We start from the raw sequence: 20,411 nt of genomic DNA, 5'->3' as shown, positions 1-20,411 counted from the left end.
GTTCGGGCCGAGCACCGCCGACAGATATTCGCCACCGGCTCCCGACGTGCAGACGATGCGCGAGCAGCACTACCGGAACCTCGAGGACCGGGCGGCCGCGCTGTCGTCGCTCCGCGACCTGCTCGCCACGGCGACGGACCTGGTCATTTGCTCGGCACCGTCGCCACTCGTCGGGGAACTGACGCCGGAACTGGATGCTGCACTCGCCGACGACGTCCTCGTCCTCCTGCTCGTCGGCGGAGAGGTCGAGACATCGACCGGCGAGCGACCCTATCCCGCGACGCTGGTTCGCCACTGGGAGCGCCCGATCGACTTCGTCACCGCCGCGAGCGTCGATTACGATCGGGGGTTCTACACGGAGGCGGAGCTGCACGACTCCGACGGCCAGGCGGGGCGCGCCCTCCGCTACCGGGATCAGTTCTTCGGCGACCTCCAGCTCAACACGATGTTGTTCGCGTGGTGGCAACGAAGTTCCGAGCTCTACGCCGCCGATCCGGCGCCGCTGCCCACCACCCACGACAGCTTCTTCCGCGCGGTGATCGACGCGGCGCGATTCCTGCGGGAGGACCAGCCGCTGGCCGCCCGTATCGAGGGCCGGACGACCGATACGAACGAGCCTGCAACCGTCGACGGCGAGGTCATCAACGTCCGCCAGAGCATCATCTCGCCAGCGACGAACTCGTTTCCGATCGAGCAGAGCATCTTCGTGGCCAGCACGGACGGCGTCGTCTCGGCCGGTAGCCAGAGCGCGCAGGTCGAGGACCTCCGGGCAGACCGCGTCGAGTTCTACGAACCGTGAGCGCGACAGCAGTGGATGCCGTCACACCGGGCGACCACCTGGAACGAGCTGCCATCGACGCGCGTAAGTCCCCCACCGACCAACAGCCGATCCGCGTGCGAGGGTAGCCAAGCCCGGAAACGGCGGCGGACTCAAGATCCGCTCCCGAAGGGGTCCGAGGGTTCAAATCCCTTCCCTCGCATGTGGTGCGCGAGCGACACCGCGAGCGCACGACTGCACGGCGGAAGGGATTTGAACCAGACCAGATCGCAGCCCGGAACGGTCGAGCGCGAGCGAGACCGCAGCCCGGACCGTCTGGCCCGTGGTTCAAATCCCTTCCCTCGCATGACGGGCGCTCCCGTTCGGGATCGCTCGAAATGCGGCAAGACGGAGCGTCTTGCCCTCGCATATGGCTTCCACAGTTCGCGAGCGGCTGCGCCGCCTCGTCGATCGGTACTCCGGCCGACTCGATTCCCAGCGGAAATGCACGACGGACGCCCCGTACCGGAACGCTGAAGCGCCAGCCCTTCCGGAAACCGCCCATGGACGATCTGTTCGACCGGATCGACCCGGAGAAGGCCTGGGCGCTGGTGGTCGCCGGTCTGGCCCTCGCCGGGACGCTCGGCTCCCTGCTGTTCCCGAAGCAGGTCTACGACCAGTGGATCTGGAAGTACTACTGGGGGCCCGTCGCCGCCGACGGCAACGGGGCGAAGTGTGCCGTTCGGGAGAGTGGGGACGTGACGTACTACTCTGACAGCGCGCAGTGTGCCGGCGCCTCCGGGATCGTCGCCGAGCCGGGATACACCGTGATCTCGACGATCAGCTACGCGCTCCTCCTCGTCCTCCTGCTCGCGGGCGTCTACTTCCTGGTCGAACGACTCGACATCGACGCGAAGGTCACCGCCCTCTACGCGCTGTTCCCGTGGGTGCTCTTCGGCGGGGCGCTCCGCACCGTCGAGGACGCGAGCGTCGCCCTGCTCTCGGCGACTGGCGATCCCGCGATTCCCTTCCCCTGGACCGCGGCGATCATCAGCCCGTTCATCTACGTGACCGTCTTCCTGCTGGCGGTGATCGCGATCACGGCGAGCGTCTGGCTCGAACGCGACGGCCGCGTCGACCGGTGGGAACGGCCCTTCGGCGCGGCGGGCGCTGTACTCTTCCTGCTCGCGCTCGGATCGCTCGTCTACCTCTCGGTGACGACCGACGCCGTCGGCTTCAACCTCGGCGTACTGGTGGTGACGGTCCTCGGCGCGACCCTGGCCACGGCGCTCGCCTGGACGCTCACCGAGGAGTACTGGCCCGAGGTGAACGTCGGTACGGGCACCGTCGGGCTGCTCGTCGTCTGGGGCCACTCGATCGACGGGTTCGCGAACGTCATCAGTCTCGACTGGTCCGACGAGTTCGGTCTCGCCTACGACTACGATCCGAAGCACGTCGTCAACTCGGGGATCCAGGACGCTACCCGGGCGATCCAGCCCGAGTCGGTCAGCGACGCGATCGGCGTCACCTGGCCGTTCATCCCGGTGAAGGTCGTGGCCGCCGTCCTGGTGCTGTGGCTGTTCAACGACGAGATTCTGGAGGAGAGTCCGCGCTACGCCGTGCTCATGCTGCTCGCGGTGCTCGCGGTCGGCCTCGGTCCGGGAACCAGGGACGTACTCCGCGCGACGTTCGGGGTCTAGGCCGCCCGACGCTCGTCTGCTCGTCCGCTTACGTTCGCTTCCGGCCGCCGATCCGGTGGAGCGTCTGCTCCGGGACGTACCGGTCGCCACACTCCGGGCACTCCGCGACGGGCACCGTGCCCTCGCCGCCGACGCCGAGGCTCTCGGCGTCGACGGATCGTTCCTGCAGCGCGCCGCCGCAGGTCGCACACCCGAGGTCGAACTCGGTCGTCATGGTCGCCTCGTCGCTATCCGCGGTGTGTTACTCTCCCCCATAGCACGTAATTGCATGGTCCCCCACAGTATAAATATATTCGAAGCAACCTGATGGATCCGGGCTGCGCGCCAGCGACCGGCGCGCGATTCGGGGCGGCTCTCGGACAGCACGTGCCCCGACGGTCCCGGCACTCGCGGCCGCCTGCGCGTGCGAGTGGGCGCGGTCGGCTACGCGTAATAATCACGCGCCTTTGGGTTATTTCCACGCCCGGGCCGTGGCCGATGTATTTATCCGGTCCCTTCCACTCGATGTGCCCATGCAACGACGACAGTTCATCACCAGCGCATCGGCGACCGTCGCGGCGGCGAGTATCGCGGGCTGTTCGGGAATCCTTGGCGGCGGCGGTGGCGGCAACTCCGGCCCCGACGGCCCAGTCAAGGCGTACGCCAGCGCGGTCAGCAACAACAACGCAGACGAACTGCAGTCCCTCGCCCACCCCGACGCGAACGAGAGCACCGGCGAGCTCTCGGACTCCGACCTCGAGGGCATCAGCATGAACGTCAAGTCCACGGAGGTCCTCGAGCAGTCCGACGGACAGGCCACTGTCGAGGCCGAGATCGAGACGACGGTCACGATGATGGGCGAGGAGCAGTCGCAGACCCAGACCATCGAGTTCGACGTGCGCAAACACGACGGCGAGTGGCTGATCTACGACTCCGAGACGGTCTCGACCGGCGGCAACTGACCGCTCCGGTTCGCCGTTTTCGGGGCTCGCTTCCGATCATCGAGCAGCACCGCCGCCCCGGTTTCGGGCCGTCCCTGGTTCCGGATTCGTAATCGATCGAGACTCGTCAGGTGCTCCTATCTCTCACTCACTGCGTTCGAGAATAGTCCCACCTGGATTCGAACCAGGGTCGCGAGCCCCAGAAGCTCGCAGGATTGGCCACTACCCCACGGGACTGTGCAGGCTTCCGTAGCCGGTGGCGTCTTGTAAGCGTTGCGCGTTCGGAATCGACGTGGGACGGCGTGACACGCCGCGGCTGATCCGCCGCCCCAGCGCGTTCACTCCCCGGTTCACTCGCCGAGCGTGACGGTCGCGCTCGCCCGGCGGTCGCGCGAGGATCGGCCGACGGACAGCGTGTGCTCGCCGTCCTCGATCGCCCATTCGGCGGCGTCCTCGTCGTAGTAGGCGAACGCTCGCCGGTCGACGGGCAACTCGACGGTGCGGGACTCGCCGGCGTCGAGCGGCACGGACTCGAACGCCACGAGTTCTCGTGGTGGTCGGTCGATCGCGTCGCCCGGCGGCGACAGGTAGCACTGGACGACTTCCCAGCCGCCGCGGTCGGCCACGTTCTCGACGGTCGCGGAAACGGTGGCGATCGAGCCGTCGGCAGCGCTGGCGTCGTTGGGGCTGGCATCGTCTGCGCTGGCATCGGCCTCTGCAATCGTGCTACCGTCGAGCGACGCGGTGACGTCGCCGTACTCGAACTCGGCGTAGCTCTCGCCGTGGCCGAAGGGGTACAGCGGCTCGACGTCGGCGTCGTCGAAGTGGCGGTACCCGACGAACACGCCCTCCGAGTACTCGACCGTGAGGTCGCGACCGGGGTAGCGCTCTTCGGTGTTCGCCGGATAGTCCTCGGTCGCCGCGCCGAAGGTGACGGGCAGGCGGCCCGAGGGATCGACGTTCCCACAGAGGACGTTCGCGACCGCGCCGCCGTCGGCCTGCCCCGGGTACCACGCCTCGACGATCGCGTCGACGTGCTCGCGCCAGGGCATGGCGACGGCGCCGGAGGTCTTCAGGACCACGACGGTCCGCTCCGCGGCTGCCGCGACCCGTTCGATCAGTTCGTCCTGCTCGCCGGGGAGCCCGAACGCCCGATCAGCGCCCTCCGTGGCGGCGTCCTGGACCATCACCACCGCGACGTTGGCCTCGCTGGCTGCCCGCTCCGCGTCCGCCAGCGAGGGTCCGGTAGCCTCGAAGGAGGGGAGGTCCGGGAAGGGGCTCTCGGTGAACGCGTCCATCTCGATGCGGTCGACGCCGCGCTCGACGGTCACGTCGACGCCGTCGCCGAGACACTCCCGGAGGCCGCGGGGCGGCGTGACGGTGCCGACGGCGTCGACCTCCGAGCTACCGCCACCGCCGACCTTCGCCTCGTCGGCGTGGGGACCGATCAGCGCGACCGAATCGAGGTCCTCGGCGTCGAGCGGCAGCACGCCGGCGTTCTCCAGCAGGACGATCCCCCGCTCGGCGATTTCGATCGCCAGGTCGCGGTGTTCGTCGGCGTCGATCACGCCCGGGGGACGCGGGTCGGCGTCGTTCGCGTCCGAACTCCCCGTTCCCGCCTGGTCTGCCGCCGCAGCATCGAGCAGCCCGAAGCGCTCGTACTGGCCGAGGATGCGTTCGACCATCTGGTCGAGGTCGGCCTCACTCACGCGTCCGTCCTCGATCGCGGCGGTCAACTCGCTCCCGAAGTGGCTCTCCTCGAGGACGTGGGGGTTCGAGTTCTCGGGCTGCCACGGCTCGGTCAGTAGCTCCGCGATCCGCTGTTTCGGGAACCACGCACCGTCGGGCAGCGCGTCGAGCACGTCGAGCAGCTTCACGTCGGGTTCGTGCCACTCGTAGACGGGCATTCCCGGCATGTCCAGGTCCAGCCCCGCTTCGACTGCCGCCGGGCCGTCCGTCGTCGCCCACCAGTCCGAGACGGTGAATCCCGAAAAGCCCCACTCCTCGCGCAGAATCCCCGTGAGCAACCGCGGATGTTCGGTCGCGTGCGTCCCGTTGACCCGGTTGTAAGCCGCCATTACCGAGGCGACCTCCGCGTCCGTCACCGCCGCCTCGAAGGCGGGGAGGTACAGCTCCCGGAGCGCGCGCTCTGGAATCTCCGCGCTGACCTCGTGACGGTCGGTCTCCTGATTGTTCGCGGCGTAGTGCTTGACGCAGGCCATCACGCCAGCGGACTGGACGCCCTCGATCATCGGGGTCGAGAGTGCGCTCGTCAGCTCGGGATCCTCGCTGTAGTACTCGAAGTTGCGGCCGCACTGCGGGACGCGAGCGATGTTGACGCCCGGCGCGAGCAACACGTCCTGGTCGGCACCGCGGGCCTCCCGCCCAATCGTCTCGCCGAAGCGCTCCGCGAGGTCGGGGTCCCAGCTCGCGGCGAGCGAGACCGTCGCCGGGAACGCCGTCGACGTGACCGCCCGAATCCCCATCGGCCCGTCGACGAGCGAGCAGTCCGGAATGCCGAGCCGCTCGATCGGCGGGACGTAGCCAGTCGCGATGCCCTCGGGGTCGATCCCGCCCTTGACCAGGACGCGTTTCTCGCCCACCGTCAGCTCCTCCAGCAGCGCCGCGACGCGCTCGCTCCTCGCAGCCCCGTCGAATTCGTCTGCTGTCGACGCCGTGTCAGCCATACGCACCCTGGGTGCTCGGCTCACTAGTAAGCTCGGCCGTCCCAGCGCCCTCCGCGGGTACGTGCTGTATAACAATCATCGACCGAGCGCTCGTGTCGTGATGGCTGGTGCGACGCGGAGTTCGGCCAGCCACTCGGTTCCCCGCTCCCCAGGGTTCCGGACCGCCGCTGCCCGACCCCCCGGCGGCGGTCTCCACCCGCCTTCGAATCGTGGGTCGAGTCGAGAACTCCGCGGAGTCCCCACCATGACAATGCACACGTTTACCGAAACCGACGAAGGAAAGCGGGTCGTGAACGCGTCGGGCGACAAGATCGGCGTCGTCAGCGGCGTCCGCAACGACAACGTCTACGTCGACGCCGACCCGAGCATCAGCGACCGAATTCGGGCGACGCTCGGCTGGGAACACGTCGACGAGGACGACTACGTCCTCGATCAGGACAAGATCAACACCGTCACCGAGGACGAGATCCGACTCAAACGCGACATGTAGGCCGGCGTCGCGCCCAGCGTTCGCAAACGTTCCGCTGCCGCCCACCGGTGGGCGTTCGTTTCGCCCGCGACAGCTCGCGGTCACCCGGGTTCCACTGTACGCAGTGCGGTTCCGTCCGCACCCCGCGGTTCCATTCGCACCCAACGGCTCCACTCCCAGCCGATTTTTTGCTAACTCGTCGGACGCTCAGCGTCGCGACGCACTCGTCTGAGGCCGGTCACCGGATCACTGCTCTTCCAGCAACGTCGCGACGCCGGCGAGGTGATCGATCCCCAGCACGGCGACGACGTCGTCGCCGTCCGCCGCGAACGACGCGAGCCGTGCTGCCATGTGGGATTCTCTGGGCTCGTCCCGCACCGCGACGCTCCGTTCCTCACCGAACGCCGCCGCGATCGACCGGGCCAACCGCACCTGCCGCCGTTCGTCCTCGGCCTGCGTCGCTGGCGGATCGCCCGGGGTGACCGCGTGCTCCCGCGGCGCCGACGGCACGGGAATCTGCTCCGTCAGGGTCGCTCTCGCGGCCGCGAGCCGGCAGCGAATCGCGTGCCCAGAGGCCCTCGCGAACCGCGCGACGGCAGCCCGAGCCGTCGAGAACGAGCTGTCCTCGGCGAGGAGGTGCCGCGCAAGTACCACCGCAAAACCCGGCGTCGGTCCGTCGATGCCGGCGACGCGATCTGCCTTCGCGGCGCGGATCGCCGCGCTCATCTCGCCGCCGCGCTCCGGCGGCGTCCACCGGTCGCCTTCCCACGCCTCGTCGTCAGGCTCCTGCCCATCCTCGGCGGAGGCGTCGCCCGGCTCCGCGTCGCTCCCCGCTGCGTAGTGCTCGAAAAGTGGCACCGCCAGGGGTGGCAGTTCCAGCGCGAGCACGTCCGGCGCTTGCCTCTGGACGACCGTCCGGGCGCGGAACGCACTCGCTGGGTGGTCGTGGACCACGCCGACGAGCGTGACGGTCCCCCGCCCGGAGCCGTCCTCGTTCCCGGCGCTGTCTGCCTCGATAGTCCGTACGTACTCCGCGGAGAGTCGCGGGTCCCCGCCGCCGACTCCCTCGCGGTCCGTCTCCGCGTCGAAATCGCCAGCCATCGGTTCGTTCGTAATCGCTCCCTATCAGTGAGTAGCTAGCTGACTACTTGGGGCTTGGCGCTATATGCATTCACGGCCACTGTCGGAGGCGTTAGGAGTGTCCTGGCAGACCACCTTTCGAAGTGCAACTCCGGAGGGGTAGTTCCGCAGGAGGATAGTATTGGAGGGCGGCAGTTCCGGAGAGTGGCAGTTCGGATACAGTGCAACTCCGGACCAGAGCAGCCACGGAGCAACGTAGTTCCACAGCAGACAGTTCCACAGCGGACCGCTCCGAAGCGGACCGCTCGGGAGCGAACCACTCCTCCGCACGACCGTCCGTTCAGAGCACGCCGTATTCTTCGTAGACCTCGTCGATCGGCATGCCCTCCTCGATCTTGCGGCGCTCCTCGGTCTCCTCCTCGTAGATGTCCTCGACGCGGAGCAGCACCTCGTCGACGACCTCCCGCGGGATCAACTGGACGCCGTCGAGGTCGCCGAACACCCAGTCGCCGGGGCGGACGGTGACGTAGTGGCTGAGGTGCCCCGGAACGTGGATCGGCTGTGCGACCTCGACGATCTCCCAGCCGCCGTGCCAGTTCGGCGTCGTACCGAGGGTGTAGACGGGGAACTCCTCGAGTTGTTGGACGTAGCGGGTGTCCCGGACGTTGCCGGCACAGAGCATCCCCCGGGCGCCGTGGGCCTTCGCGAGCGTACAGCTCATCTCGCCGAAGTGCGCCGGCTGCATATCACCGCCGGTGTCGAAGACGAGCACGGAGCCGTCCTCGTCGGCCTCGACCCGACGCATCAGCCGTTTCTGCGGGTGGACGCCGTCGTGCTCGTGCTCCCACTTGGCTTCGAGGTAGTCCTCCACGTCGTCGGTCTTCGGGTAGGTGTGGAGCTTCACCGGTAGCGCCCTGCCGACGAGCGTCTGGCCACGATTGATCCCAAAGAACTCCTGGTCGAAGACGGTCCGCCGGAGGCCGACGTCGTAGAGCGCGTCGGCGACGCTGCCGCCGTAGCCCGCTTCTCTGAACCGCTCGATGCGTTCGAGGTCGGACACGTCGAGTTCGCGGGGCTCCCCGTCGAGGTCGAAGCTGTAGTCGGGATCCATGGCGATTCCGTCGGCGAGTGGCCATTTGGTTCTGTGGGGGTCGGCAGAACGGGGAGGAGTATGAGCGAATCAGAAGTTGGGTTTCGGCGACCTTCGAAAGCCCCCGATCGCTCCAGTCGCGCGGCTCGTTGCGCGCTTCATTCGCTCACTCCGTTCGCTCATTCCAGTGCTTACTCCGCCGGGCTTCCCGGAGCGATCGGCCCCTTTCGATGCCCACCCAGACGCCTCATACCTCCCCAACCTTCTGCGCTGCTCGGGTTCGCTTCGCTCACCGCTGCGTTGCCTGAGGCGAAGCCTCAGACTTGCTGGACCTCCGGTCCAGCATCGCTCGGCCCTCGCACGATGTCTGCGATTGGCTGCTCGCCCGTTTCGGGGCTCGCAGCCATCGGTTAGCGCGCGCCGACGTGATCCACCGAAGTTTCGCGAACCTGTGGAAAATCAACGGGGTGGGACTGGAAGGGGCCGACCGCTCGCCCGTTTAGACGAAGCAAGCACTGCAGCGAGGGAGCGCTAGCGACTGAGTGAAGCGCGCAGCGAGTGTAATCGGGCGAGCGGGAGGGGGCTTCCAAGCAGTTCGATGCTCCTGCCGATCCCCGGCCTCCGATTATTCCGGCCAAATCCGGTTCCGATACTACTACCACTCACCCGCGAAATCCTCCGTTCGCATGACGACGCTCGGCCAGAAGGCCCTCGCGATCGCCGTCGTCGCGGGGATCAGCCTCGTCTTCGTCGCGATCAGCCTCGCGCTCGGCAGCGGCTTCCTCCTCTTCGTCGCCGTCGGCTTCGCCACGCTCTCTGCGATGTTCGTCCTCCGTCTCCTCCGCGTGTAGGCCAGGTCGCTCCACGGAATCCGCGCTTCTCCGCTCACTTCGTGCCTCCCCGCCCACACCGCGCTTCTCCGCTGCCCGGAGCTTCAAGCCACTCCTCCCGAAACGCACGCGGCATGACCGGCGCCGAACGCGCTAGCGACGTCGAGATCACGGACGTGCAGACGACGCAGGTCGACGCCGACTGGTCCTGGACCTTCGTCCGGCTCTACACCGACGCCGGCCTCGTCGGCGATGGCGAGTGCTACTGGGGGCCGGGTATCGGCGACGTCGTCGAGCACCTCGCGGACCGCCTGGTCGGCGAGGATCCCCGCGACGTCGATATGCTGGTCGATCGGTGCTTCGAGTCCAGCCAGCACCTCGGCTCGGAGGCCGGGGTCACGGCCTCGGCGATCTCCGGGCTCGACCTCGCGCTGTACGACCTCGCTGGGAAGGTGATCGAGGAACCGGCTCACCGGCTGCTCGGCGGCCAGTACCGCGAGGAAGCCAGAGTCTACGCCGACTGCCACGCCGGCATTCACCAGACCGCCGCCCAGCGCGGGGAGGGCAAGGACGCCGAGGCGGACCTGTACGCCCCGGAGGCCTACGCGCGGTCCGCCGAGGCAGCCGTCGCCGACGGGTTCGACGCGCTCAAGTTCGACCTCGACGCGGACCACCGCTTCGAGCGCGACCAGCGAAACCGCCAGCTCGATTCCCGCGCCGTCGAGTACCGCCGCCAGGTCGTCGAAGCGGTCGACGAGGCGGTCCCCGAGGACGTCAACGTCGCCTACGACTGCCACTGGCGCTACGACCGCGACTCCGCGATCCGGCTCGCGAACGCCATCGAACCCTACGACGTCTGGTGGCTGGAGGACGTGGTGCCGCCCGAAAACCTCGACGTCCAGCGCGAACTCACCCGGGCGACGGACACGACGATCTGCGCCGGCGAGAACCGCTACCGGACCTTCGGCGTCCGCCAGTTGATCGAGGAGCAGGCCGTCGACGTGCTCCAGCCCGACGTCCCGAAGTTCGGCGGCATGCGCGAGTCCGTCGACGCCGCGCGGCTGGCCGACGACTACTACCTCCCCGTCGCGATGCACAACGTCTCCTCGCCGCTGGGGACCGTCGCGGGCGCTCACGTCGCGGCGGCCATCCCGACGTTCCTCGCGATCGAGTTCCACGGCCGCGACGACGAGCACTGGGCGGACTTCGTCGAGGAGGACGGCATCATCGAGGACGGCGCGATCCCGGTACCCGAGGCGCCCGGGCTCGGCGTCACGCTGGATCTGGACGCCGTGGAGGCGCACATGGCCGCAGGCGAGACGCTGCTGGATCCTGCCTGATCGGAATTGCGAGTCCGTGGGGCCGCCGGCCCGATCGGTTTTCCGCGTCCGGGCCCTCCGTCCGATATGGACTCCGACGCCCTCCCCGCTGCGACCGGCATCGGTCGCGTCGCCCTTCGCGTCGCTGATCTCGCGGATACGACGGCCTTCTACGTGGACGTCCTCGGATTCGAGCGACTCGATCCGGCGGCCGTCCCGGACGTCGTGCCCGCTCCCGAGGGCGACCGAGCGGTTCTCGGCGCCGGCGGCGACGCGCTGCTCGTCCTCGAGGAAGCCCCCGACGCACCCTCGCGATCCCCCGACGAAGCGGGGCTCTACCACGTCGCGATCCGCGTTCCGAACCGACCGTCACTCGGCGCTGCGATCGTCCGCTGTCGCGAGCGAGACCTGCTCGACGGCGCCGCGGACCACGGCGTCAGCGAGGCGGTCTACCTGCGCGATCCCGAGGGAAACGGCCTCGAACTCTACGCAGATCGCCCGAAGGCGGAGTGGCCGCTCGCACCCGACGGCCGGGTCGAGATGGTGACCGACCCGCTGGACCTCGACGCGCTGGTCGCGCTCGCCGGCGACGACCCCGCCGACGCGCCGCTGCCTGCCGGCACGACGATCGGCCACGTCCACCTGGAGGTGACCGACCTCGACGCGACGAACGACTTCTACGCCGACGCGCTCGGCACGAATCTCCGGCAGCGCATGGGCGAGCAGGCGCTGTTCCTCGCGGCGGGCGACTACCACCACCACGTCGGCGCGAACACCTGGCGCCGCCGCTCGGCGCCCGCGAGTCCGGATTCGCCCGGACTCGGGTGGTTCGAGGTGGTCGTGCCCGACGACGCGGCGCTCGACGCCGCGGCCGATCGGCTCGAAGCGTCAGGAGTCGCCGTCGATCGATTCGGTGACGGGGAGGCGACGGCGTCCGGCCTCGTCGTCGCGTCCGATCCCGACGGCGTCGTCGTTCGCCTCCGCGTCGACGGTGCGATCGCAGCACCGACCGGGGAGTAACCACGTCGCCGCCGCTCGCTCGTGGGAATCCCGCTGCGCCGATCGATTGGCGAAAACCCCGATCCGTCGCCCTCTCGGCTTACATCCTGCCGCGTCGCCCGATCAGCGTTGCACTGCCACCTCCGAGACGTCCACGCCGAAGCCGTCAGCGAGCCGCTGTCTGACGAGTTCGTCGGGGGGCTCGTCGTCCCGACGCCGCTCGTCGACGACGCGGACCCTGGCCTGGACGTCGACTGCGAGGTCGTTGAGCCGTGGCGTCAGACCCGCGACGTCGACGGGTTCGACGACCTCGACGCCCTCGACGCGGGCGAGCTGTGTCTCGGCGCCGTCGGCGAGCGTGCCGTCGGCGTCGCGCGCTACTCTGACCGTGCAATCGACGCGTGCGTCGACCGCTTGCTGGCTGCATGCCATAGGCCCCCAGCGCGAGTCGAACGCGCGCCAGCCGGGCACGGCCCGGGGATCCGAACAGCAGGGGCAGTTCCGGACGCGAAGCAGGAGCGGCTCCGGAACGGGTGCTCGTGGAAGCGTCGCCATCGGAGTGCGGCCCCGTTGCACCGGTCGGCAAACCGGCCGCAGGTGATCCAGACGAACGGCCGGCGACCGACCGGCTGGGCCGGAGGGCCCAGCACGGACCGCTGGCTCGGGAGTGGCGACGCGCGTCGGCGAGGACCGAATGGGTGGCTGCCGAGCGGACTATGGGACTCGGCGGCTGGTCGGTCGGACCGACGCGGAGAAGTCGTCAGCGCTCGCCCGCTCCGGGGCGAACGTGGGTCCCGTCACGCCGCGGGCGTGACGACCGTGGCGACGCGATTGCGGGACCGAAGATGGGTGTGCCAGGCAATCGGGGCAAGATTCCCCGAGTGAATAGCCGGCGCAGCACCCTTGTGAGATGCGACCCCGGTTGGGACGACTGCCCCAGCATACCCGCCGGCAAATAGTGGCGTGCCTGCGGCTGCCATGGCAGCGTGCCGGCCACAGCGGGTCTGGGGTACGGTCGTCATGTGGGACACCTCGGACGCCCGCTCGGCGCAGGCGTCGAAGCTATGCATCACTGTTATCGGTGTAATATTAAAATTTGTGATAGATTGGGGCGCGTTCACACGGCACACGTCGGTCGATGAACCGGGCGATTCGGTGGATCGAGCGACTCCGACCGGCCGCTCACCGCCCTGTCCAACTGGTACGTACGTTCAAAGGCCGGTCCGCCCTACGCGGGGTATGTTCCCCGGGGAGTCCACCGAACTGTCGTGCGTGTCCGATCCCGGGGACGCCCTGGATCGCGTGCGTTCGCTCCTCGACGGGGCGGAGCACTCGGCAGTCGTGTCGATCCACGAAGCGTACCTCGACGCGATCCGTCCGGAACTCGAGGCCGCCCGGGACCGGGACGCGCTGGTGGTACTCCTGGTGTACGACTGCCACACGGTGGTCGACCCCGTCACCGACTTCGAACCGATCGCCTCGATCGCGAGACAGACCGAACGCATCGTTCCGATGTACTGCGTCGTCGACGACCTCCACGGGCTGTACGGGGATCCAGAACTCCTGGTCGCGGACGATCCGGCCCTCCGCGCGTCGATCGTCCACAACCGCGACATCGCGTACGCACTCTACGGCCACCTGGTGGGCAACTACTGGCGGGCTGGCGTCGAGACGCACAGCCCCGAGCCGCCGGCGCTGCCGGTCTCCTCGGACGACGTTCGCGGGCTGGTGATCGACGCGGCCGTTCACCTCCGGCAGGCGACGCCGATCGTCGCGACCGTCGAACCTGTCCCGTCGGAGGACCGGGACGAGATCGAAGGGCCGGTCATCGACGCCACGCAGGCCCTGCTCTCACCGGCCGATAGCGCGGTGTCGCTCCAGAGCACCCTGGTGTTGCGGACCGACACCGGACGGACCACCGTCGGCGGTCCAGGTGCCTATCTCGAAGACGTCAAGGCGGTTTCGGGGACGCTCCGGGCGATGTGAGACGGCGTACGGCGTCCACGCTGACCGTGCCGCGCTCGCTTACAGTCGCTGGGCTTCGTCGTAGGCGGCTCCGCCGGCGATCAGGAAGCCAGTGATCGCCGTGACCACCGCGACGGCACCGATCGCGACGGCGCCGACCTGCAAGGTCGCCCCCTCCAGCTGCCAGGACGCAGTCAGCAGAAAGATCGCCGTGACGACGGCGATGAGCGTCAGGATCCGGGCGAGGCGGCCGACGTCGAAAGCGGGTTCGTCGCTCATGATCGACCCACCTCAGCGCCCCCGCTCCCGCAACGTCTGGATGACGCCCTGGTACTCGCCGCCTGCGTAGGCGTTGCCCAGCGAGTGGATCGACTGGCAGATCCAGACGCCTGCGGTGAAGTTCACGAACGCGACGAACGAGACGAGCCCGACCTCGCCCTCGAGGACGAACGCCGAGACGACCGCGCCGAGCAGCGTCACGACCATGATCGCGTGGGTCACCAGCGATCGCGTGCCGAAGTCCGCGAGCGGCCGCAGACCGTCGTATGCCATGTGCTCGAACACCGGGTTGGGAGGGCAATTGTTAGGAGGCGCGAACCAGACGTGCAGCGCTGCTCCGGCGGTCCTCCGAACGACGTCGATACCGTGAGACGCGAGAGCCAGGCCGCTTCGCTGTCCCGCTCAGACGCCCGTGAGAAGAACGTAGACGAACACGCCGGCGACCAGCGCCCCGAAGCCGATGGTCACCGCGACGAGGATCCGTCCTTCGTCCTGATCGGCCTCCCACTCCGCGCGGTCGCTGTGGAGCGCTTCCCAGGCGCTGGTCGTCGCGAGAACGAGTCCGCCCACCGCGAGGACGGCCGCGAGCGGCGAGACGTCGCTGGGACTCGACGCCGCGAGCAGTGCCGGGAACTGGCCGGCGAGGATGGAGAGGCCGACGAGGACCAGCGAGCCGTAGTACAACCCGAACCTGTGGCGATCGAAGACGGTCTGGAGGGACACGTTGTCCGTCTGCCCACGGTCCGGTCGGGTAAACGTGACGACAGCACCGGAGAATCAGGTTTATCACCTAGTAATACAACCTAGTGATTCATGCCCCGAACCCAGCTGCAGCGTGCCCGCGACGGCGAGAGTACACCGGCGATGGAGCGCGTCGCCGAGCGCGAGAACCGCGATCCCGAGTTCGTCCGCGAGCAGGTCGCCGAGGGCCAGGCCGTCATCCCGAGCAACCACGGCCACGACTCGCTCGACCCGATGATCATCGGCCGCGAATTTTCGACGAAGGTCAACGCCAACATCGGGAACTCGGAGACGACGAGCGACCTCCAGGGCGAACTCCGCAAGCTCCACACCGCCGTCCACTACGGTGCGGACACGGTGATGGACCTCTCGACCGGCTCCAACCTCGACGAGATCCGCGAGACGAACGTCGAGTACTCACCGGTGCCCGTCGGGACCGTTCCGATCTACGAGGCGGTAAAGGAGGCCGGCAGTCCCGAGGAGATGACCCACGAACTCCTCCTCGACGTGATCGAGAAGCACGCCGAGCAGGGCGTCGACTACATGACGATCCACGCGGGCGTGCTGATGGAGCACCTCCCGCTCACCGACGGCCGCACGACCGGGATCGTCTCGCGCGGCGGCTCGATCCTCGCGCAGTGGATCGAGGAGAACGGGATGCAGAATCCGCTCTACGCGAAGTTCGAGGAGATTTGCGAGATTTTCGCCGAGCACGACGTGACGTTCTCGCTCGGAGACGGGCTGCGGCCAGGCAGTTTGGCCGACGCCAGCGACGAGGCGCAGTTCGCGGAGCTGGAGACGCTCGGCGAGCTCACGCGGACGGCGTGGGACCACGGCGTGCAAGTGATGGTCGAGGGCCCCGGCCACGTCCCGATGCACGAGATCGCCGACAACGTCGAGCGCCAGCAGGAGGTCTGCGACGGCGCGCCGTTCTACGTCCTCGGCCCGCTGGTCACCGACGTCGCGCCGGGATACGACCACGTCACGAGTGCTATCGGCGCGACGGAAGCGGGGCGGGCCGGCGCGGCAATGCTCTGCTACGTCACGCCGAAGGAGCACCTCGGATTGCCCGACGAGGAGGACGTCCGCGAGGGGCTCGCGGCGTATCGGATCGCCGCGCACGCGGCGGACGTCGCGAACGGGCTTCCTGGTGCCAGAGACTGGGACGACGCCCTCTCGGAGGCCCGCTACGAGTTCGACTGGCGCCGGCAGTTCGACCTCGCCCTCGACCCGAAGCGCGCGCAGGACTACCACGACCAGACATTGCCCGGTGACAACTACAAGGAAGCGCGCTTCTGCTCGATGTGCGGCGTCGAGTTCTGCTCGATGCGGATCGATCAGGACGCGCGGGACGTCGCGGACGGGGAGATGGACGCGATCGAGAATCGGACCGATCTGGACGCCTCTGCCGCTGCGGAGGTGAATCTGCCGCCTGCGGGGACCCACGACACGAGTTCCGTTCCCGATCTGCCCGAGTTCGTGGATTCTGAGGGCGTGCACCCCGAGGAGCCCGCTGACGACTGAGATTCGAGTTCGGTTCCAGTATTCACTGGGTTGACTCCTCGGCTTTCGGATCCCCGAAAGCCCCCGGACGCTCGACATTCCGGGGCTCACTGCCTCCTCGGCTTCGCGACGCTCGCCTGCGGTGCTTACGTCGCCCGGGAACGACCAACCGCCGGGAGAGCGAAGCTCTCCCGAGCAGACGGGCGTAGCCCGTCAACGCCCGGCCCCTTTCGAAGTCCCCCCGCAACCGCACCTCAGTCCTCCCCAACCTCCTCCCTCGCGCCGCAAGACGTTCCTGCTCGCTTCGCTCGCGGGCTGCGACTTCCGGGCCCTCGTTCGCTTCGCTCACGAGGACTACGCTCGGTCGTCCCTCGCACGCTACGCGACGGACCTCCGGTCCGCCGCGAAACGCGCGCCACTGCACCCCGCCGAGGTATCGGGAGATCCGACATATTCTCCGGGTGGGGCTCCGGAAGAGGCCGACCGCTCGCGGCACGTCACGACGTAAGCACCACAGCGAGCGATTGCGAGCGAGGAGCGCAACGAGTGAGGTGCCGCGAGCGGGAGGGGGCTTCCGAAGGCGGCTGCTGATGCGGTCGCAACCCCAACCGACCGTACCCACCTCATCTCCATGCCACTCTCCACCAACACTCCGATTGTCCTTTATCCCCGGAGGGGCACCGTACCCGTATGAGCGACGCCGAGGACCTCTCCGACCAGTACGATCCCCACGCGGTCGAGGATCGCGTGGCGGATCGCTGGGACGAACGAAACGCCTACGAACGAACGGTCGAGCACCGCGCCGACGGCGAGGACTTCTTCTTCGTCGACGGTCCGCCGTACACCTCCGGGGCGGCCCACATGGGCACGACCTGGAACAAGACGCTGAAGGACGCCTACATCCGCTACTTGCGGATGTCCGGCTACGACGTGACGGACCGGCCGGGCTACGACATGCACGGGCTGCCGATCGAGACGAAGGTCGAGGAGAAGCTGGACTTCGAGAACAAGAAGGACATCGAGAACTTCGGCGAGGAGGCGTTCATCGAGGAGTGCAAGGCCTTCGCCGAGGAGCAACTCGACGGCCTCCAGGAGGACTTCCAGTCCTTCGGCGTCTGGATGGACTGGGACGACCCGTACAAGACGGTCGATCCGGAGTACATGGAGGCCGCCTGGTGGGGCTTTTCACGCGCCAACGAGCGCGGCCTCGTCGAGCAGGGCCAGCGCTCCATCTCGCAGTGTCCCCGGTGTGAGACCGCGATCGCCAACAACGAGGTCGAGTACGAGCAGGTCGAGGACCCCTCGATCTACGTGAAGTTCGACCTCAGCGACCGCGAGGGCAGCCTCGTCATCTGGACGACGACGCCGTGGACGATCCCGGCGAACACCTTCGTCGCCGTCGATCCGGAGGTGGAGTACGCCGCCGTCGACGCGACGAAGGACGGTGAGGAGGAGCGCCTCTACGTCGCCGAAGACTGCGTCGAGGAGGTCCTCAAGGAGGGTCGCTACGACGACTACGAGGTCGCGAAGACCCTGTCTGGCGAGGACATGCTCGGCTGGGAGTACGAGCATCCCCTCGACGACGAGGTGCCCGACCACCCCAGCGGCGAGGACGCGCTGCAGGTCTACGCCGCGGACTACGTCGAGGTCGACCGGACCGGCCTCGTCCACTCCGCGCCGGGCCACGGTGAGGAGGACTTCGAGCGCGGCCGCGAACTCGGCCTCGACATCTTCTGTCCCGTCGGCGGCGACGGCGTCTACGGATCGGCCGCGGGGGAGTATGCCGGCGAGTTCGTCAAGGACGCTGACGCGGACATCGTCGCGGACCTCCAGGACGACGGCGCCCTGCTCGCGCACGGTACGACCACCCACAGCTACGGCCACTGCTGGCGGTGTGACACCGGCATCCTCCAGATCGTCACCGACCAGTGGTTCATCACGATCACGGACATCAAGGACGAACTCCTCGACAACATCGAGGACAGCGAGTGGCATCCCCAGTGGGCCCGGGATAACCGCTTCCGGGACTTCGTGGAGGAGGCGCCGGACTGGAACGTCTCCCGGCAGCGCTACTGGGGCATCCCGATCCCGATCTGGCTGCCGAGCGAGGCGCGAAGCGCCTCGGACGAGTCGAGCGGGCAGAGCCCGCGAGACGGCGGCGACGACTGGAACGGGTCGATGGACGACGCGATCGTGATCGGCGACCGCGAGGAACTCGCCGAGCGCGTCGACCAGGACGTCGACCCCGAGACCGTCGACCTCCACAAGGGCACCGTCGACGACCTCACCATCACCGAAAATGGCACGACCTACGAGCGCGTCCCCGACGTGTTCGACGTCTGGCTCGACTCCTCGGTCGCGACCTGGGGCACCATCGGCTACCCCTCCAACACGGAGGCGTTCGAGGAACTCTGGCCCGCCGACCTCATCATGGAGGCCCACGACCAGACGCGGGGCTGGTTCTGGTCACAGCTGGGGATGGGCACCGCCGCCCTCGGCGAGATCCCCTACGAGGAGGTGCTGATGCACGGCTACGCGAACATGCCCGACGGCCGCGGCATGAGCAAGTCCAAGGGGATCACCGTCGAGCCCGGCGAGGTCATCGAGAAGCACGGCGCCGACCCGATGCGGATGTTCCTGCTCTCGGTCAATCCGCAGGGCGAGGACATGCGCTTCTCCTGGGAGGGGACCGAGACGATGCAGCGGGACCTCAACATCCTCTGGAACGTGTTCCGGTTCCCGCTGCCGTACATGGAACTCGACGGCTACGACCCCGCGAGCTACGACCTCGACGCGCTCGCCGACCTCGATGAGCAGGGCGCGCTCACCACGATCGATCGCTGGCTGCTCGCCCGCCTCCAGTCGACCGCCGCGGACGCCCAGGCCGCCTGGGACGACTTCCGGCAGGACGAGGCCGTCGAGGCCGTCCGCGAGTTCGTCGTCGAGGACCTCTCGCGGTTCTACGTCCAGGTCGTCCGCGAGCGGATGTGGGACGAGGCCGACAGCCCGGAGAAGCAGGCGGCCTACGAGACGCTGACCTACGCGCTCCACCAGGTCGTCGCGATGCTCGCCCCGTTCGCACCTTACCTCACCGACGAGATCTACGACCAGCTCACCGGCGACGAGGGCCACCCGACGGTCCACATGCTCGACTACCCCGAACCCGCGGAGCGCTGGGTCGACGAGCAGCTCGAAGCGGACCTCGACGTCCTCCGCGAGGTCGAGGAGGCTGGCTCGAACGCCCGACAGCAGGCCGAGCGCAAGCTTCGCTGGCCGGTCAGCCGCGTGGTCGTCGCGCCGGACGACGCCGCGGTGTACGACGCCATCGACCGCCACCGAAACCTGCTCGCCGACCGCCTCAACGCTCGCGAGATCGAACTGCTCGACGCCGAAACCGAGTGGGGCGAACTCCAGTACAGCGCCGACGCCGACATGGGCGAACTCGGTCCCGCCTTCGGCGACCGCGCCCACGAGGTCATGACGGCGCTCAACGAGGCCCGCGTCGAGGAGCCGACCGTCGACGCCTTCGCCGACGCGCTCGTCGCCGGCGACGTCCTCGAGTCCGCCGACGAACTCACCGAGGCGATGATCGACCCCGTCACCGAGTCCCCCGACGACGTCTCCGGCACGCCGATCGTCGACGAGGGCGAGGAGCTCGGCGTCGTCTACGTCGACACCACGCTCGACGACGACATCGAGAGCGAGGGCTACGCTCGCGAGGTCATCCGCCGGGTGCAGGAGATGCGGAAAGAGATGGAACTCGACGTCGAGGAGCCGATCCGGCTCGAGTACGCGATCGCGGACGACCGCGTGGCGGACCTGGTCGCCGACCACGACGACCTGATCGCCGAGGAAGTTCGCGCGGACTCGACCGGTGTCGTCGAGGACGGCCACCGGAAGGAGTGGGAGGTCGAGGGTGTGACGGTCGAAATCGCGATCGCGCCGCTGGCGGCTGGGGCGGCGGAGTAGCCCACTCACACGCCCGTCTGATTGCAGCGACGTCGCCACCACTGGGATGCGGTGCGGTTTTTTCGCCCACGTTTTTGGAGAGCGGTCGACGGAGGGAGCGAAG

At 68.3% G+C, this 20,411-nt stretch carries 18 protein-coding genes and 2 tRNA genes; 11 read left to right on the top strand and 9 right to left on the bottom strand.

Features of this window, described 5'->3' with window-relative positions; genetic code table 11:
• Positions 1 to 55: 55 nt before the first annotated feature.
• The 3 genes from L593_RS07355 to L593_RS07345 all read left to right on the top strand — a co-directional run bounded on the left by L593_RS07355 (position 56) and on the right by L593_RS07345 (position 2,457).
• Positions 56 to 799, top strand: coding sequence for a TrmB family transcriptional regulator sugar-binding domain-containing protein (locus tag L593_RS07355; protein WP_020446312.1), 744 nt, complete (start codon positions 56 to 58; stop codon positions 797 to 799).
• A 97-nt stretch (positions 800 to 896) separates the two neighbouring features.
• Positions 897 to 980: transfer RNA gene (locus tag L593_RS07350), tRNA-Leu, on the top strand.
• Between the two features lie 340 nt (positions 981 to 1,320).
• Positions 1,321 to 2,457: a DUF63 family protein gene (locus tag L593_RS07345; RefSeq protein WP_020446311.1), complete on the top strand. Its 1,137-nt coding sequence runs from the start codon at positions 1,321 to 1,323 to the stop codon at positions 2,455 to 2,457.
• A gap of 28 nt (positions 2,458 to 2,485) precedes the next feature.
• On the opposite strand, the gene L593_RS07340 is transcribed toward L593_RS07345, so the two are convergent.
• Entirely contained in the window at positions 2,486 to 2,671 is a 186-nt protein-coding gene (locus L593_RS07340; protein ID WP_020446310.1) for a hypothetical protein, read from the bottom strand.
• 298 nt (positions 2,672 to 2,969) lie between these two features.
• On the opposite strand from L593_RS07340, the gene L593_RS07335 reads away from it, so the two are divergent.
• Complete coding sequence (locus L593_RS07335; RefSeq protein WP_020446309.1) at positions 2,970 to 3,398, top strand: hypothetical protein; 429 nt, start codon at positions 2,970 to 2,972, stop codon at positions 3,396 to 3,398.
• A gap of 143 nt (positions 3,399 to 3,541) precedes the next feature.
• Here L593_RS07335 and L593_RS07330 read toward each other — a convergent pair.
• Positions 3,542 to 3,614 (bottom strand) — tRNA-Gln (locus tag L593_RS07330).
• Between the two features lie 113 nt (positions 3,615 to 3,727).
• A complete protein-coding gene (locus L593_RS07325) occupies positions 3,728 to 6,064 on the bottom strand; it encodes a glycoside hydrolase family 3 C-terminal domain-containing protein (RefSeq protein ID WP_020446308.1) in 2,337 nt (778 codons plus the stop codon).
• 244 nt (positions 6,065 to 6,308) lie between these two features.
• On the opposite strand from L593_RS07325, the gene L593_RS07320 reads away from it, so the two are divergent.
• Entirely contained in the window at positions 6,309 to 6,554 is a 246-nt protein-coding gene (locus tag L593_RS07320) for a hypothetical protein (protein WP_049893950.1), read from the top strand.
• Between the two features lie 225 nt (positions 6,555 to 6,779).
• On the opposite strand, the gene L593_RS07315 is transcribed toward L593_RS07320, so the two are convergent.
• Together L593_RS07315 and L593_RS07310 are read right to left on the bottom strand one after the other, a co-directional pair.
• Positions 6,780 to 7,634 carry a hypothetical protein gene (locus L593_RS07315; protein WP_020446306.1) on the bottom strand — a complete coding sequence of 285 codons (855 nt, stop codon included), beginning with the start codon at positions 7,632 to 7,634 and terminating at the stop codon, positions 6,780 to 6,782.
• A gap of 319 nt (positions 7,635 to 7,953) precedes the next feature.
• Complete coding sequence (locus L593_RS07310) at positions 7,954 to 8,724, bottom strand: RraA family protein (protein ID WP_020446305.1); 771 nt, start codon at positions 8,722 to 8,724, stop codon at positions 7,954 to 7,956.
• A gap of 665 nt (positions 8,725 to 9,389) precedes the next feature.
• Between L593_RS07310 and L593_RS15950 the strand changes: the two genes are divergently transcribed.
• The 3 genes from L593_RS15950 (at position 9,390) to L593_RS07300 (ending at position 11,872) form a co-directional block, all read left to right on the top strand.
• Positions 9,390 to 9,554 (top strand): hypothetical protein, encoded by a 165-nt coding sequence (locus tag L593_RS15950; RefSeq protein WP_020446304.1) that lies wholly within the window; start codon positions 9,390 to 9,392, stop codon positions 9,552 to 9,554.
• A 113-nt stretch (positions 9,555 to 9,667) separates the two neighbouring features.
• Positions 9,668 to 10,873 (top strand): mandelate racemase/muconate lactonizing enzyme family protein, encoded by a 1,206-nt coding sequence (locus tag L593_RS07305; protein ID WP_020446303.1) that lies wholly within the window; start codon positions 9,668 to 9,670, stop codon positions 10,871 to 10,873.
• Between the two features lie 66 nt (positions 10,874 to 10,939).
• Positions 10,940 to 11,872 carry a VOC family protein gene (locus tag L593_RS07300; protein ID WP_020446302.1) on the top strand — a complete coding sequence of 311 codons (933 nt, stop codon included), beginning with the start codon at positions 10,940 to 10,942 and terminating at the stop codon, positions 11,870 to 11,872.
• Positions 11,873 to 11,974: 102 nt separating this feature from the next.
• On the opposite strand, the gene L593_RS07295 is transcribed toward L593_RS07300, so the two are convergent.
• Positions 11,975 to 12,283, bottom strand: coding sequence for a hypothetical protein (locus L593_RS07295; RefSeq protein WP_020446301.1), 309 nt, complete (start codon positions 12,281 to 12,283; stop codon positions 11,975 to 11,977).
• A gap of 807 nt (positions 12,284 to 13,090) precedes the next feature.
• On the opposite strand from L593_RS07295, the gene L593_RS07290 reads away from it, so the two are divergent.
• Positions 13,091 to 13,837, top strand: coding sequence for a TrmB family transcriptional regulator sugar-binding domain-containing protein (locus L593_RS07290; protein WP_020446300.1), 747 nt, complete (start codon positions 13,091 to 13,093; stop codon positions 13,835 to 13,837).
• Between the two features lie 39 nt (positions 13,838 to 13,876).
• Here the strand turns inward: L593_RS07290 and L593_RS16280 are convergent, their stop codons facing one another.
• The 3 genes from L593_RS16280 to L593_RS07280 all read right to left on the bottom strand — a co-directional run bounded on the left by L593_RS16280 (position 13,877) and on the right by L593_RS07280 (position 14,818).
• Positions 13,877 to 14,095 (bottom strand): hypothetical protein, encoded by a 219-nt coding sequence (locus L593_RS16280; RefSeq protein WP_236608605.1) that lies wholly within the window; start codon positions 14,093 to 14,095, stop codon positions 13,877 to 13,879.
• A gap of 12 nt (positions 14,096 to 14,107) precedes the next feature.
• On the bottom strand, positions 14,108 to 14,368 hold the full coding sequence (locus L593_RS16275) for a hypothetical protein (protein WP_236608604.1): 261 nt from the start codon (positions 14,366 to 14,368) through the stop codon (positions 14,108 to 14,110).
• 129 nt (positions 14,369 to 14,497) lie between these two features.
• A complete protein-coding gene (locus tag L593_RS07280) occupies positions 14,498 to 14,818 on the bottom strand; it encodes a hypothetical protein (protein ID WP_020446299.1) in 321 nt (106 codons plus the stop codon).
• Between the two features lie 90 nt (positions 14,819 to 14,908).
• Between L593_RS07280 and thiC the strand changes: the two genes are divergently transcribed.
• Both thiC and ileS read left to right on the top strand, forming a co-directional pair.
• Entirely contained in the window at positions 14,909 to 16,360 is a 1,452-nt protein-coding gene (gene thiC / locus L593_RS07275; protein WP_020446298.1) for a phosphomethylpyrimidine synthase ThiC, read from the top strand.
• A 669-nt stretch (positions 16,361 to 17,029) separates the two neighbouring features.
• Complete coding sequence (gene ileS, locus L593_RS07270; RefSeq protein WP_020446297.1) at positions 17,030 to 20,308, top strand: isoleucine--tRNA ligase; 3,279 nt, start codon at positions 17,030 to 17,032, stop codon at positions 20,306 to 20,308.
• Positions 20,309 to 20,411 lie beyond the last annotated feature (103 nt).

Origin of the sequence: Salinarchaeum sp. Harcht-Bsk1 (genome assembly GCF_000403645.1) — an archaeon.
Classification (GTDB): Archaea; Halobacteriota; Halobacteria; order Halobacteriales; family Salinarchaeaceae; genus Salinarchaeum.
The sequence above is the reverse complement of the archived record's forward strand: the minus strand, read 5'-3'. Positions and strand labels throughout refer to the sequence as shown.